Origin of the sequence: Paenibacillus xylanivorans (genome assembly GCF_001280595.1) — a bacterium.
GTDB classification, from domain to species: Bacteria; Bacillota; Bacilli; order Paenibacillales; family Paenibacillaceae; genus Paenibacillus; species Paenibacillus xylanivorans.
This window is the reverse complement of record NZ_LITU01000083.1, coordinates 229161-244317: the sequence shown is the minus strand read 5'-3', so window position 1 is coordinate 244317 and position 15157 is coordinate 229161. Positions and strand designations below refer to the sequence as shown.

At 46.3% G+C, this 15157-nt stretch carries 13 protein-coding genes and 1 pseudogene; 8 read left to right on the top strand and 6 right to left on the bottom strand.

The window, feature by feature from the left end:
• Positions 1–21: 21 nt before the first annotated feature.
• Complete coding sequence (locus tag AMS66_RS30690; protein WP_053784372.1) at positions 22–1134, bottom strand: Gfo/Idh/MocA family protein; 1113 nt, start codon at positions 1132–1134, stop codon at positions 22–24.
• 189 nt (positions 1135–1323) lie between these two features.
• Between AMS66_RS30690 and AMS66_RS30685 the strand changes: the two genes are divergently transcribed.
• Positions 1324–2142: an AraC family transcriptional regulator gene (locus AMS66_RS30685; RefSeq protein ID WP_053784371.1), complete on the top strand. Its 819-nt coding sequence runs from the start codon at positions 1324–1326 to the stop codon at positions 2140–2142.
• A 35-nt stretch (positions 2143–2177) separates the two neighbouring features.
• Here AMS66_RS30685 and AMS66_RS30680 read toward each other — a convergent pair whose 3' ends face one another.
• Entirely contained in the window at positions 2178–2492 is a 315-nt protein-coding gene (locus AMS66_RS30680; RefSeq protein ID WP_053784370.1) for a hypothetical protein, read from the bottom strand.
• Positions 2493–2576: 84 nt separating this feature from the next.
• Positions 2577–3515, bottom strand: a complete 939-nt coding sequence (locus tag AMS66_RS30675; protein ID WP_053784369.1) for a Gfo/Idh/MocA family protein — start codon at positions 3513–3515, stop codon at positions 2577–2579.
• Positions 3516–3715: 200 nt separating this feature from the next.
• Between AMS66_RS30675 and AMS66_RS30670 the strand changes: the two genes are divergently transcribed.
• Positions 3716–4327: a TVP38/TMEM64 family protein gene (locus tag AMS66_RS30670; protein ID WP_053784520.1), complete on the top strand. Its 612-nt coding sequence runs from the start codon at positions 3716–3718 to the stop codon at positions 4325–4327.
• Positions 4328–4455: 128 nt separating this feature from the next.
• Positions 4456–5418: a peptide-methionine (S)-S-oxide reductase MsrA gene (gene msrA / locus AMS66_RS30665; RefSeq protein WP_053784368.1), complete on the top strand. Its 963-nt coding sequence runs from the start codon at positions 4456–4458 to the stop codon at positions 5416–5418.
• Between the two features lie 185 nt (positions 5419–5603).
• Here msrA and AMS66_RS30660 read toward each other — a convergent pair whose 3' ends face one another.
• Positions 5604–6404: a lipid II flippase Amj family protein gene (locus AMS66_RS30660; RefSeq protein ID WP_053784367.1), complete on the bottom strand. Its 801-nt coding sequence runs from the start codon at positions 6402–6404 to the stop codon at positions 5604–5606.
• A gap of 225 nt (positions 6405–6629) precedes the next feature.
• On the opposite strand from AMS66_RS30660, the pseudogene AMS66_RS34885 reads away from it, so the two are divergent.
• Positions 6630–6806, top strand: a pseudogene (locus AMS66_RS34885) (DUF2188 domain-containing protein); the annotation flags it as partial.
• A gap of 49 nt (positions 6807–6855) precedes the next feature.
• Positions 6856–7104, top strand: coding sequence for a DUF2188 domain-containing protein (locus AMS66_RS34835; RefSeq protein WP_236703696.1), 249 nt, complete (start codon positions 6856–6858; stop codon positions 7102–7104).
• A 186-nt stretch (positions 7105–7290) separates the two neighbouring features.
• Here the strand turns inward: AMS66_RS34835 and AMS66_RS30650 are convergent, their stop codons facing one another.
• Positions 7291–8013 (bottom strand): YitT family protein, encoded by a 723-nt coding sequence (locus AMS66_RS30650; RefSeq protein ID WP_053784366.1) that lies wholly within the window; start codon positions 8011–8013, stop codon positions 7291–7293.
• 850 nt (positions 8014–8863) lie between these two features.
• Between AMS66_RS30650 and AMS66_RS30645 the strand changes: the two genes are divergently transcribed.
• Together AMS66_RS30645 and AMS66_RS30640 are read left to right on the top strand one after the other, a co-directional pair.
• Positions 8864–9901 carry a nucleotide-binding protein gene (locus AMS66_RS30645; protein WP_053784365.1) on the top strand — a complete coding sequence of 346 codons (1038 nt, stop codon included), beginning with the start codon at positions 8864–8866 and terminating at the stop codon, positions 9899–9901.
• Positions 9898–10131: a hypothetical protein gene (locus AMS66_RS30640; protein ID WP_053784364.1), complete on the top strand. Its 234-nt coding sequence runs from the start codon at positions 9898–9900 to the stop codon at positions 10129–10131. Before AMS66_RS30645 ends, AMS66_RS30640 begins: the two co-directional genes overlap by 4 nt.
• A gap of 510 nt (positions 10132–10641) precedes the next feature.
• On the opposite strand, the gene AMS66_RS30635 is transcribed toward AMS66_RS30640, so the two are convergent.
• A complete protein-coding gene (locus AMS66_RS30635) occupies positions 10642–14226 on the bottom strand; it encodes an S-layer homology domain-containing protein (RefSeq protein ID WP_053784363.1) in 3585 nt (1194 codons plus the stop codon).
• 452 nt (positions 14227–14678) lie between these two features.
• Between AMS66_RS30635 and AMS66_RS30630 the strand changes: the two genes are divergently transcribed.
• Positions 14679–15065 carry a hypothetical protein gene (locus AMS66_RS30630; protein WP_053784362.1) on the top strand — a complete coding sequence of 129 codons (387 nt, stop codon included), beginning with the start codon at positions 14679–14681 and terminating at the stop codon, positions 15063–15065.
• Positions 15066–15157: the final 92 nt, after the last annotated feature.

Below are 15157 nucleotides of genomic sequence, written 5' to 3'. Positions count from 1 at the left end.
GTTCACCTCATCCGAAATCAATTAGTTTGACTTTACAGCCTCTGACTGATTTTCATCTGTATTGTTTCCTGCTCCTGCTTCATAAGTGCTCTCCAGCTGGATGTGTTTGCCCTCAAGCGAGGAGCGCTGGAACGCATGCATAGCTTCAAGCACATGGTAGGCGAGCTTGCCACTGGCCTTGTGTTCGCGTCCGGCTCGAATGGATTCAACCATTTCAGTAACGCCGATCCCGCGCTCGTTCTGTCTGCTTTCAAAAGCAGGCGTCACAGTCTCCCATGTGTCCTGACCGAATCTGCGCAGCTTCACTTCCCCATTAAAAAAGTTGGGGTCCGGTATGCTCAGTGTGCCTTCGGTACCGTAAATTTCAATTCGCGGCAAATCCGAAGCGCCCCGGATATCGAAGCTGGTGATCATTGTTGCAATGGCACCTTCCTCAAAATCAATCGTTCCTGCCAGATGTGTTGGCGTCTGTACCTGAAGAAGTGTACCTTCCTTCGGTCCGGAACCAATAACGCGATCTGTGATCTGTACACCCGCCGAGGAACTGATTCTACGAATCGGTCCAAGGAGAGTAATCAAAGCGGTCAAATAGTAAGGCCCCATATCGAACATTGGTCCACCACCAGCGACATAAAAGAACTCTGGATTCGGATGCCAGGCCTCCGGCCCTCCACCCATGAAGAATGAAGTTGCCGCAATCGGCTTGCCGATCAGTCCTTCTTCAATCACCTTGCGTGCAGTCTGAATGCCCGATCCAAGGAACGTATCCGGTGCTGAACCGACATACAATCCTTTTTCCTCGGCCAGTTCGATTACCTTGCGACCATCCTCAAGAGAGATTGCCAGTGGTTTCTCGGCATACACATGTTTGCCTGCTTCAAGCACAGCCAGATCCGTCATGGCATGACTGCCAGGAACCGTGAGGTTTAGCACAAGCTCAATCTCGTTATCTTGCAGCAACTCATCTACATTGTAAACGTTTGCGATATTGAATTCATCAGCTCGTTCTTGTGCCCGTTCACGGATCAGATCCGCAACAGCCACCACTTCAATGAGAGGATTATCTTTTAAATTCTCCAGATAAATGGCGCTAATGTTACCGCAACCAATAATGCCTGCTTTCATTTTCTCCACAGTGGTGTTCATCTCCTTATGAATGGTGAGAACCTGTAACTCGCATGTTTGTAATTGAAGGTTTTGCACTTGATTGTTTGCACTTGAATTTAATACTATGGTATTCCGTTTCGGCTTCAATTAAAATGAATAATATGATCGAAACATGAACTATCTGGTCATAATTTTCAAATTGCAAGGAGTATGCCAATGCCGACTGATTATTCCTGCCAGGTTCTTACAGCAGGCTTCTCGTTTCATCGCAAACCATATATAGGCTTGCATCCTGAGGGAGTAAAGAATTACCTGATGAGGCTCCAGACGGACGGACGGTGCAGAGCCCGTGTAGACGGCGTCATGTCGCTTGTTGATGCGGGTGATCTGCTTCTTTATAATCCCGATGAACCGTATGAACTAAGAGTAGACAAAGAGAAAAACCCAATGGGTGAACGAGTTGTGGAGAGTGGTGATTACCACATTTTCTTCAATGGGGACTGGGTGGATGAGTGGTGGAAACATCACAAGAGGCCGAACCGGATCAAGGTGCAGCTGACCGAAAGCCTGCTCACCCTGTTTCGTCAGCTCGTACTGGAGCAGCGCCGTATTTCCAATCCTTACCCTGAAATCTCCAGTTATTATATGCGCATTCTATGTCTTGAAGTGGATCGTTTGCTCTCGGAGCATCCGACCAATACCAATACCAACTATGTGGCGTATGAGATTAAAAGTTACATCGAGGAGAACGCTTCTTCTCTATTCAAGCTTGAAGATATAGCTACCCATATTGGAATCAGCGTTTCACGGGGAGTTCATCTCTTCAAAGAAGCGTTTGGTAAAAGTATTATGCAGTATACGCTTGATGTACGGCTGAACATGGCCAGAGAACGGATTATTTTTAGTCCTATGACGCTTGAACATGTAGCTGAATCTTCCGGCTTTAACAATTATACGTATTTTCATCGGGTGTTCCGCTCCCGGTTTGGCATGTCGCCCAAAGAATTCCGCGTCATTCACCGGGAACAGATGTAATCGCTTCATTAATACGTATTATTCGTAACCGAAATTTATTTGCGCGCGGCAATCGCCTCGGATACAACCATAGCCAGATCTTCGTTGCCAAACATGGACAGTACGCCCAATACGGTATCATCCGGAATGTCACCGGCTTCCTCCTTGGATACAACCAGCTTCAGCACCTGCTGCAAACGCTCGTTGCTCAGTTGTTCCGGGTAGGCTTGCCGGTACATCTCTTCCGGATCCAGTTCCTGATTTACACACCACTGGGCAAATACCAGAATCATCATTTCCTCTTCCTGTTTATACGTCTCGATTACCACTTCCTCAATCTGTTTGCTGCGTTCTTTTTCATATTCATCCATGGTGTTATTGTTCCTCCAATATCGTTTAATGAATCATCGGTGCGGAAGCCTACATTCACACTCCCGCACTACCCTTCTGCAAAATCAACCGCGGATCAGCTGTTCAGCCAAGTCATGGCTGTCCATGACGTGACTCGCACTGATCGCACAGTCATCCGGGGTTTCAAGATTTGCCAAAAATTGATCAATGGCTCCTGTGAATCCTCTTCGGTTCAAAATACTTTCCCAGCTGCCAAAGGTTACCTTGCGTTCCTGTGCGCCGCGTTCCTCATACTTCGCCATGTCCATGTTGACCACTTCTACCGATCGCCCCCCGCCGTACAATTCAAGTTTCTCCAAATCTGCTCCAGCTTGGCGTACCATATCAAATCTACCATACGCCGTTCTGCCCAGCTTGGCTGATCCTGCCGCATGCAGCAATCGGTCCAGTTCATTTTTGCGTATCCACTGATGGAGCAGCTGCACATTGTGATCGGAATACCATAACATCAGGTCAAGGATATGAATCAGATCATCATAAATGGTTTCCGCAGCCGGACGATCCTGAATACCTGTCCGATGCTTGGTGACTGTCAGGGATTCGAAGCCTTGTCCAGCATGCATCCAATCTTTCGCATTTTGATACAATGGTGCAAATCTCCGGTTAAATCCTACGGCCAACAATAGGCCTTGCGCTTCGGCAAAAGCGGTCATTTCTTCCGACTCCCGCAATGTATAGGACAGAGGTTTGTCCACATATACAGCCAGCCCCCGCTCCAAACATTGCATGACAATGTCAAAATGGGCTTCTGTCGCTGTATGTACAAACACCGCATCCAGATCCCAGGACAACAATTCTTTCATATCCGTTGTGCCATTATTCAATCTATAGGTATGCTGAATTTCCTTCACCGGCTCGGGAGAACGGTTCATAATCCCCGTGATTTCCACGTTCGAGTGGGCAGTCAACAGCGGCAAATATACTTTACGTGCAATATCCCCGAGTCCGATGATCGCAGCACGGGTTCGCTTGGTTGTTTCCATTATGATCATTCCACCTTCAGATGAGTTCTATATTTCTACGTCCTATAGTGTAACCCTTCAGGCAGCAACATGCCAGTGATTGAAGCCAGAGCCAGCACGAATTGTTCATCCGTTGGTCGAACGTGGTAAACTTTAGAGAGAAAGCCATACGGATTGGGATGAAGGTGGGCTTTCCTGGTCTGAAAGGAGCGTTTGGGATTTTGCGAAAATGGTTATGGCTCCTCTTATATGTTTTACTTGCCGGAGTCACGTTTATTTACAGATATGAACTGCTGGCCTGGACCGATCTGCATCAGTCCATTCCACTTTTACTCGCCATGGCGACGTTGTTTGCTCTTGTACCCGTAATTCCGTACAAAATCGTCATTATTGCCTTTGGCTACAGTTACGGTACCACAACAGCTGCCTGGATATGCTGGCTTGGAACCACGCTTGCTGCACTGCTGGTATACACCGGAGCAAGAACGATATTCAGAAATCAATCCAGGTCCTATCTCGAACGCATTCGAGGTTTGAATCGATTTACAACATGGATGGAGGCTCATCCCTTCATGGGTATCATGTCTATGCGACTGTTGCCCATCGTGCCCCAAATGGCGGTTAATATCTACGCGGGCATTACCTACACCCCATTCTGGGTATTCATGGTCGCGACGGCGATTGGCAAACTGCCTGCAATTTTTGTTTTTGCCTACGCGGGTGCGCAAGCAGAATCATCGATCTGGCTGAGTCTGTTGATCCTTGCCGGTTATCTGGTGTTCATGACGATAATATTGCTCTTGTTTCGCTTGCGCTCTCGTAAAAAAATCTAAATCGGGCCAGTCAGAAACAGTACAGATTCATCCTCTTTACGATCCTGCTTGGTTGGCTTGCCAATTCAGGATATAATAGAAGAGTAAGCCAAAATATCGATCTTCATCAGAAATGGAGTGACTATAGCATGGAACAACATTCAAGTGAAAAAGCAACTTTTGCAGGCGGATGCTTCTGGTGTATGGTATCCCCCTTCGAGGAACTGCCCGGCATTCATAAGATTGTATCGGGGTATACAGGAGGACATACCGAGAACCCAACGTATGAGGAGGTCTGCTCGGAAACGACAGGTCATGTAGAGGCCGTTCAAATTACGTTTGACCCGGCCATCTTCCCTTATGAGAAGCTCGTTGAATTGTTCTGGCAACAGATCGACCCAACAGATACGGGTGGACAATTCCACGACCGTGGATCATCTTATCAGACGGCCATCTTCTATCATAGTGAAGAACAGCGCCAGATCGCAGAAGCTTCCAAAGCAGCTCTGGCACAAAGCGGACGCTTCGACAAACCCATCTTCACACCGATTTTGCCAGCGAAAACGTTCTATGAAGCAGAGGAGCATCACCAAGGTTACCACCACAAAAACCCTGCGCACTACAAACGGTACCGCAAAGGTTCTGGACGCGAAGACTTTATCGAACGCACGTGGTCCGGCAAAGTGGATAAAGACGGCCTGAAAGAGCGTCTGACGGCGCTGCAATATGAAGTTACCCAGAACAACGCAACCGAACCAGCGTTCCACAACGAGTTCTGGGATCACCACGGTGACGGAATTTACGTGGACATCGTATCCGGTGAGCCGCTGTTCAGTTCCACCGACAAATACGATTCCGGCTGCGGCTGGCCAAGCTTCACCCGTCCACTCCGGGACTACAATGTGAAGGAAAAAACGGATCTCAGCCACTTCATGATTCGGACCGAAGTGAGAAGTCGTGAAGGAGATTCCCATCTGGGTCACCTGTTCAACGACGGCCCTGCCGAAGCGGGTGGAATGCGTTATTGCATCAATTCCGCGGCGCTTCGTTTTGTACCCAAAGAAGATCTAGAAAAAGAAGGATACGCCGAATACGCCGTACTGTTTAATTAAGTAACGGTTCAATAAAGTAACGGAATTGAATGAAGCGCTAACGAATCGACCGCTGCGCAATACACCAAAAAGGGGATTCCCATCATGTTTATGACATATGGGAAATCCCCTTTTTAGTGTGCCTTTTTGTATATAGATCGGAATCAGGGTTACTTCTCTTCTTACCTACCTCTTCACATCGGCTATCACATCATACTTACAATCCAGCCGATCCAATAGGCAAATGGAATCAATAACAACTGAGCCAACAATGTGCCGAATAAACGAGATATGAGCATACAACCATAGATCTGATTCATTCGATCCAGCCGGATTTCACCGCGCAGTGATTTGTCGCTGAGCAACGAAATACGAGGATCGATCAGGATCGTTAACAGAATGGTCGCTACTCCATTAATGAGTCCGGTGGATTGTGAAGCAGCTACAGCCTGCCCCGGATAAAGATACGCAGCGTAAAGACTGGACAGGACTCCGGTCGTATAAATTGCTGTCACCGCTATGTTCAACATCATTAGACGTCTGGGCATGCCATGTTGTACTAATCGTTTCGCCATCTTCCAAGATGGTGGGGTAATATAATACGTTGCATTTTTGATCTTGCTGCGCTTCAGCATGCCTCTAACCATGGAAGGAATCGACCCTGCCGCCTCAAAATGAACAACCATCCGGGAAGCGAGTTTAACCATAGTTGGAAAACATAATATCGCTATGGCTGTTCCTACCGTAGCCGCACCCATTAGCCAGTGCAGCTGCGCTGCAAAATGTGGGTTTCCTCCACTTGTCGCTGTGTCCACCAGATTACCTACCATCGGCCCTTGGGCCATATTGGAGGTACGCGAGACCAGCAGCAAAATTCCGGATAGGGACAAGGCCAGCGCTATTCTGCGAGTACGTAATCCCCCAAGGCGCAGCGCATAGGACAGACTGTCAGCAGCATGAATAAGCATGGTAAACAACATAGGGATGGCTAGGCTCAAACTAAACATATGTAAATCTCCTTGTCTTTTCCTAATGTGCTTCTATTGTACCTTTAAGTATGGAAGCATTATACTCCTCATCCACATAAAAAAGTATAGAAAAGTGCAGAGAAGTTGAACGGTAGAATGTACAAAATCCACAGCAAAAGCTTCGAGGTTCTCCAAAACAATCGTTTATTCATCCGGGTACAGGGTAATATACAAATAACTTATATTGTACAGGAGGGAATCAATATGCCGTGGAACAAACAGGATTATCCCGTTTCCATGAAAAATCTGGAGCCTCGTGTCAGACATAAGGCCATCGAAATTGCCAATGCACTGCTGGATGACGGTTATGAGGAAGGACGCTCCATTGCGATCGCTACTGCAAAAGCAGAAGAATGGGATGAGAATCATCTCACGTCGAAGAATTCGAAGCAGGATACGAAACATTCTTCATCAGACAGCAAATCGGAGCATGGAAAATCCTCATCTCCACGCCGTCATTCCGAGCCTGTCTCTTCTTCCAAGAGCCCATGATAATATTCATGTCGTTCCTGCCGACTCTGGCTGGGCCATCAAGGAAGAAGGTCAATCCAAATCTCTGGCTACGTTCCGAACCAAAACCGAGGCTGTGGATGCTGCCAAAGAAAAGAGTGAAAAACAGAACATTCGGGCTATTATCCATAATGAAGATGGTCAAATTGCTTCTTCCATCAAGCCTTAATTGGATCTGTTCTAAAATAGGATATATGTGAATGTACTACGTCTATTTATATACTAGAGCAAGCAAAAAGCCCTTCGCCGCTAATGGAATGATTCCCATCAAGCATGCAAAAGGGCTTTATGTTTGGTATGAGGCAAGCCCACCTTACCCGAACAAGATTCATTCCGGATAGGGTGAGGGTTAAGTTTAATGCGAAACCCCTCTAGCCACCGGAGCTCGTTGTGAGGCACCGCTGACCACTTTGGCTGCAGTTGACACGGGTAGCTTCACAGCAGAAGTCGTAACTGTCCGACGAGCCGGGAAACTGACCATATACGTTATAACTTTGCTGGCAATCCATACCGCCAGAATGGTATATAAAGTTTCTTTTACCGGTAGAAAGAAAAGCGACAATCCGAGTACAAACGCATCGCTGACAAAGAAAACCGTTCCCAGCTTCCAGCCCTTCCAACGGCTAATGAGCACCGCCAGAATGTCGTCTCCGCCTGTCGCTCCTCCGAATCGAAGCACCATGCCAGCTCCCACACCGGTGATAACACCGGACAGGACTGCCGGAATCCACAGATTACCGTGAAACGGAATGACCAGGGTGGAGTACCGCTCAAACCCGTCATAGAACAATGAGAATGCAGCCACACCTAGCAGCGCCTGAATCATGAACTTCCAGCCCTTGATGAACCAGGCCAGAATCATAACTGGAATATCCAGCAGCAGCATGCCGATGGCAGGTGATAAGCCTGTCGCGTATTTTCCAAGCAGGGCCAGACCGACAAATCCGCCCTCCGATAAATGATTCTGAAAATTAATGTGATAGTAGGCAAATGCCAAAATAAACGTTCCGAGCAGCATAATGGCGAATTTACCCGCCTCTGTCTTAACTTGTTGTAAGGTTAACGATGTTCTCTTCATTCAGGTTCCCTCGCAGTTTGTAAAGGTTGGTTTGCACCGACCGTACCCTGCAAAAGGCAAGCCTGGAAGAAATCATCGTATTTGTCCTTCGAATATTATTCATTCCAATCCCCTCTTTCGCAGAGTCAGCCGTTTTTTTTCTTTACGGTGGTGTACTCTACAAGGGGCGCTAAGTGTAAGAGAGATCGTAACGTTTCCAGATCGTCCTTGGGGAGATTATCCTTCGGGAACTCATGGTATCCTGATCCTTTCTGTCTGTTGGTGGTTAGCTATGCCAATTAAACGTATACTTTACACTAATCACTTCGATTGTAGCACCCTCTTCCAATCGCTGTTATCCCCGGATTTTATTGATTCCCTTTTCCTAAGGGAAAAATCCTGTGATAAAGGCGAACACTTCGTTTCTTCAGACGGGTTCTACACTCTCCGTTACCGTGTAAAGGTTTAGTTTAAAAATCTAAGCTAACTTGCTTATTCTTCTATTATATAACACCGATGTGATTGGGTCGAAACAGCAGACCCTTCAAAAATGCGCAAAAAGCACACTTTGTCCTGCATAAGTCGCCAAACAGCCACACCAGGACAAGCTTCTCTACCTAATGGTGCAATCTGCTCCTTCATTCTATGATTGAAGCTTCCAAATATAACTGTCCAGTCACCCAACTGTGACAATTTGGGTCCATTTTTTATTTTTCCGCGGATTTTAAAGGAATCATTTCCCTCTTGCACATACACTATAGCAGATGTAATCGGCTTATCTTTGGTTCAGCGAAACGTTTCCAGACTTACTCTGCTTTTTATGGTATAATATAACAATTGATTCCCACTACCGTTTAAGCGAGGCGGATTGATGAAAACGTTAAAGCCAAGAGTCTTTATTGGCTGCTCGCTGGAAGCGAAGCCGATTGCAGCCGCAGTACACGAAAACTTACGTTTCTCGGCCGAAGTTACCCCTTGGTACTCCGGAGTTTTTAATCCAAGCAGTTATACCATGGACGATCTGGAAGCAGAAGTTCGTACGACTGACTTTGCCATTTTTATTTTTCATCCGGATGATATATCGAAAATTCGTGGGAAGTACTATGCTTCTGTTCGTGATAATACAATGCTGGAAATGGGTTTGTTTATGGGCCGGCTAGGACGAAAGCGCATTTTTTTCATTCTTCCTGAGGATATTACGGACATCAAAGACGCCTCCAAAATTGAAGGTTTACGCATGCCTACAGACCTGCTGGGATTAAATCCACTCGTTTATGAAATTCGTTCAGATGGGAAATGGGCGCCAGCCGTCTCCGTGGCCTGCTCCAAAATCGCGGACAGCATCGAAGAACAGGGACGCTGGAGCGATCCCGAAGTGGAAAAAATCATTGAGAAGCACAAAAGGTCTGAGGGGGAGGCACGGTTACAACTGCTCAAGCTGCTGCGATTCTTCAGGGAATTGCTGCGAACCCGCAAAGCAGACTCGGTAATGTTGGAGCGAATGAGCGACGCACTCCGCAGTGCCTTTGTCTCTCATCCTCCATTCGCTGTACGCGGAACAGCCATATACCGTACAGATGACAGTGGTCATATTGAGCAATTATGTGGTAATGTTGGGGAACCGGGGAGAAAATATAACTTGTCCGCCAATGACGACAAGCAGCCCAATGATCCGAAGCGTATTCTGGTCATTGATTCTTACCTGGAGAACAAAATCAAGATCAATCTCTACGACGATTACCTTGAGAAAGAGTATCTGCTATGCTATCCTGTAGCCAAGAGATATGTAATTACAGTCCACATTATTGGACATATTGAAGCGGATGAGGCGATATTTCAGCAGATTGACTTGGAGAATCGTCATCTGTTCAACGCCATCAACGATTTGTTAGGAGGCGAACCGGAATGAAACCGGAAACGAAAAAAATAAGCAAGCGCTGGGGCAGCGAGAAAAAGGTACGCCTCAGTTCTGCGCCCGAAGCATCACGACCGGTTCCGGAACCTAAGGAAGAAGATCGTTTCCACAAACCGGCCGTACCGCTGACTACGATTGGCCCTTCCCTGAAGGGTAAGGAAAGACCTTACAAAGTGATTCTGGAAAAAGAGGCTCTTTACGAGAAACCTCAGTATCTGGCTTAACCGCTTTATGCTCATATACAACTCTGCCGTCTGGTTCGGCAGATCATCTGGCCCCGCCGCCCAAGGCAGGGCCTTTTTTGTTGCAATGCTTTGGCAATCCTCTTCATAACCGTCGGTAGTACCAACGGACCGTCCCAAAGGCACTTCATCCATTCCTCTGTTACATCAAGTTGTTTTCTTTATGCCCTTAGGTTTCCTGCAAAACCCAAAAATTATACCTTATTTTGGAGAAGGCTTGTCCTGAATGATGTTTTTAAAAGAAGAGAAAAAAGGAGACAATGTAGGCTGTTACTAACACTTTCCTCTCCATTCCTATTTCCAATTATAATATAAGAACATATGTTCTGTAAATAACAAATTATAGTTTTATCGACAAGTGTGTAGAAGAGAAGTTTTTTTGTATCCTATCTATAGTGCAATACCATATGCAAAAAACAGGCAACGCATATCTCGCGCTGCCTGTTCCACATATGAATACCGAAGATATTTAGAAAATATATTGTTATGAACCTAGATCAGACCGGACTGCTGAAGCAACCTACGTATGATCACTGCAGTTTCGGCACGGGTAATCGATTGTTTCGGGGCAATCGTATCTTTTCCACGTCCAGACACAAGTCCAGTGTGGATGCTGGTTGATACTGCTTCCTCCGCCCAACTTGCTACCTGCTCGGCGTCTGCGTAATCAGACCAATCCTTAACATCCCGACCACTCACAGTTGTATCCATTCCAGTCAGTTTCGTAGCACGTTTAATGAGCACCATAGCTTCCTGACGTGTAATCTGTGTCTGTGGACGGAATGTTCCATCTTCGTATCCATCGATTAAACCGTAGCTGGACGCCGTTTTCACAGCATCTGCGTACCATTCGCTTCCATTCACGTCATTGAAGGAGTTAATCTGTTCTTCAGGTTTCAATCCTAATCCACGTACCAAGATGGTAGCGAATTCCGCACGTGTAACTCCACGGTTCGGTTCAAATGTGGTGTCCGTAATGCCCTCGATAACCATACGTGAACCCATATCATTCACGTCTATCTCGGCCCAGTGTGTGGCAACATCGGTGAAGGTATGCGGGTGCCAGATAACGGCATACACACTGTTGGTCAAGCTGTTAATCTGTGCATGGTATATTCCATTGACCTGTGTAATTTTCGTTGGTATATGACGTACAGTACCATCTTCATCTACTACAACACCCGTGGTGATCTGATTTGGATCTACGTTACTTGGTAATGCAATCGTACGGGATACATAGCTATTGAACTTATCCACGCTAACAGATTTGTTATCGAAGGTGGCTGTTACTTTGAAATCAACCGGTGATCCCAGAAGAGTATATCCATTGTGCTGAGCTGCTGTCTGTGCTGTCTGTATGACAACTTCTGATGGCTGTGAAATTTCGATGCGCAATTTGATGTTCTCCAAAGAAGTGCTGGAATTCAAACCAAGTTGCTGGGCGAGTTGCTCAATATTAACCTGCTGTGCAGGTAACGTGTAAGAAGCAATATCCGTTTGAAGCACCAGTACTGCTTGTTTGTCAGCCATGAGTTTGACCGTCTGACCCGTCAGCTCACCTACAATCTGATCTCCTTGGCTGTTGCCTGTCACGGGAATCGTGACGATGGCGTTGTTCCCCTCGGTTTGGAGCTTTTGTGCAATAAGGCGTGCGTCCACTGCAAGGGTTACGACTTTTCGTCCGTTCACTTCAGTAGTGGTCAAACTTCCAGCGTTCTCGGCTTTACCGTTCACGAGCACCTGAGCACCTGTGGATAGCGGAGTTACGACTGTGTTTGTCCCTGGTGTACTTGCATTGCTTCCCCCAGAACTGGAACCACCCGAGCCGCCAGATCCCCCACCGGAGTTTCCATTTCCACCCGATCCACCTGAACTATTACTATTGCGCTTGATGTTCAGCGTATAGGTTTTCTTGCTTACTCCATCCAGTGCAGTCACTTCAATAGTGATTGTATTCACTCCACTGACTAATGGCACAACTGTACTATTGGCGCTAACACCATTAATTTTCACAGTAACACCTGTTTGATCCGGTTCAACGCTAATCTCAGTCGCGCTGACCGAATTGCTGACCGTCGCTTCGTACAACTCCACATCCGAACTGAACACCGGAGAAAATGTGACGTTAGTTAGATTCATTGTACTCAGTTTGGCGTTAGTGATGTCGATGCGGTTAATATTAAGGGTGTAGCTATTACTACTGCCGTCCTCTGCTTGAACGTTTATGACTACGGGGTTCGACCCATATGCCAGCTCCGAAACGTTATATGTGTATATATCATCCGTCATCGACTCATACGTAGCACCTGTCACGGTTACGTCTTGTCCTGCATCTGCTTTACCCAAGGAGAAGCTCACACTCGTCACGTCAGATTCGACATCCATATGATAATCAAGCTCCTCTGCAGAGAAGTCCGGTGTCAAAACCCCTGAACTTACCGTCAGGCCTGAGAGAATTGCTGTGGAAGACTTCCACTTTGCATAAAGCATAATATCTTTCGTCAAATTGGTATTAAAATCAAAAGCCTGCTGTAGCTGACCATCCTTATACCAACCAAAGAACGAGTAACCCGTCTTTTCCGGGGCGGTAGGGATGATTGCCGAGCTATTATAGCTCACCTTTTGACCTTCAATCTCTGTTCCCCCGTTAGATTCAAAACTGATATTTACATAAAGGGGTTGCCACTGTGCATACAGCGTAACGTCATTATCATTCATGGAGAAAGTATCCCCAGCGCTGTAGCTGGTGCCACTCCCGTCTGCGGCTGTGTTCCACCCTGTAAACTGATAATCTTCCTTCTCAAGTGCTTCCGTGTTATCCAACACTGTCACTGTTGTATCTTTTTCATATTTTAGATGGTCTACTGGAACACTTCCAGTGGTCGCACCATTAGCATTGTAAACCACTGAATGTTCCGTAGAAAGCGTCATGACAGTCATTTTATTCCCTTTAGTGTTGTCTGCATAAGCAACATATGGCATTCCGTTCGGACCAAAAGCAAGCGAAGATTCGTCCATTTGACCTGCAGAGTACGGCTTGCCGCCAACCATAGTCCACTGATTTCCGTCAAGCTTCATCATTACACCCTGCGGTTCCATGCTATGATTAACTATATTTCTAAAAGCTGTGTAAGGGACACCTTGCGGATCAAAATCCAAAGACAGATTATACGATGCTCCTGATGAGAAACCCGCGCTCCCTACCACTTCCCATTGGCTGCCATTCAGTTTCATTACGGTTGCTTTGTAACTGTTGGCCTCGTCCTGAAAAGCAATATAAGGCACATTATCGGGACCAAAAGCTAGGGAAGGATATGACACTTGTCCTGGTGTGAATTCTGCCGCTCCTACAATTTCCCACTGATTGCCTGTAAACTTCATTACAGTGGCTTTACGATTATCTGAATCTATAAAAGCAAAATAGGGAATTCCGTTAGCATCGAAAATCAGTTTGGACATCTCGAGTGCAATACCACCTGTCGTAAAACCGGCCGTTCCAACTGTCTCCCACTGATTTCCATTCCATTTTTTAACCGTCACTTTAGTATCTGCAGCATGATCCCGGTAACCAATATAGAGCGTATCATCAGGACTAAATGCAAGCGTAACGTACACCGCAGCTCCAGCTGTAAAACTAGCACTGCCCACAACCTCCCACTGATTCCCGTTGAATCTCATAACAGTTGCCTTATCTCCATTATCAACATCCTGATAAGCAACGTATGGAGTATTTTGAGAATCAAATGCGAGCGATGAAGTCCAAGCTTCCCCAGCAGAAAAGCCGAGTGGTCCAACGGATTGCCATCCGCCAGAAATGTATTTCATAACTGTTGCTTTATTGTTATTACCTATATCCCTGAAAACGGTGTACGGTGTACCCTCCCGATCAAAAACAAAAGTAATATTTTCTACCTGTCCTGATGTGAAGCCGGCTCCGCCTACATCTGTCCATGTCCCACTTGCGGCATAGGCGCGATCCACGCTCAACGTCTGAAATCCGGGAACACCTCCGAAAATTAACAGACACACCAACAGCATGGTAACCGCTTTTTTAACCTTCAGCACCTTCCTGATCATCACCCTCATCCTCTCCCTTTATACCATCCATGAGTTACTCCACAACCAGTACTCTATCTGCATACACATCCTACGAAATCCACTAAAAACTATCTATTTTGCTGGTAGACGAATTAGCTACTTATACTCTTCTGGTATGTATCTCTGACTTCTGCTCTCCTCCTCCTCCAGTGTAACTAGATAATGTACGGACATTATAACGATTGATTCTGAACCGATTCTGAACATTATGCTAAAGTGGTGAGTTCTCTAATACATAACGGTGTTCTCAATATGACCTTGGACCCGCACTATATAAGGGTTTCTAGCGATCAAGCCTATGTTAAATAAAGGGATTGTAAAAAATTTCAGGTTGAAACCAGTATGAGTCAAGCTTATGCTGACTATAATACAGAACAGGAACATTTGTTCTTAATTAGTCGATTTATATTCAAGGTTAAGGAAGTGAAAGTATGTCATCCTCCCCTTCCGCCCCATCCCCTGCGGATGAAGACCACCGATTGATTAAAAGTATGGTTGTACGCACCTTGCTGCTGGATGTACTTGAACGGGATATTCGCACGCTGGATACGTTGCAGCTCAAGATGCCAGAAGTCTACATCCTGTCCCTGACCCGTATTCAGAATGAAGTGCTCAAGGAAATGCTGACGCTTCGCAAACAGATGAGAACTCGTGGCGTCAAGGTTCTGGAGGAGAAACGGCAGGTGGACGGGATCGAAACCCAGTATCTGTGCAGAGGATATTTGCAGCGGTTCTATATGCTGTGGACGTTCGCGCGGAATGAAGTCAAAAAAGAGCTTAGTCGGCATTTGGATATGGATTTGGCGCAGCCGTTATAGCTGATTCATCTGCTTGATGTACCCGTCATAGTTTGAATTCACATATTTAGTCCACTTACTCCTCCGGCTCCCCACCCATGTGCCTAATTGAA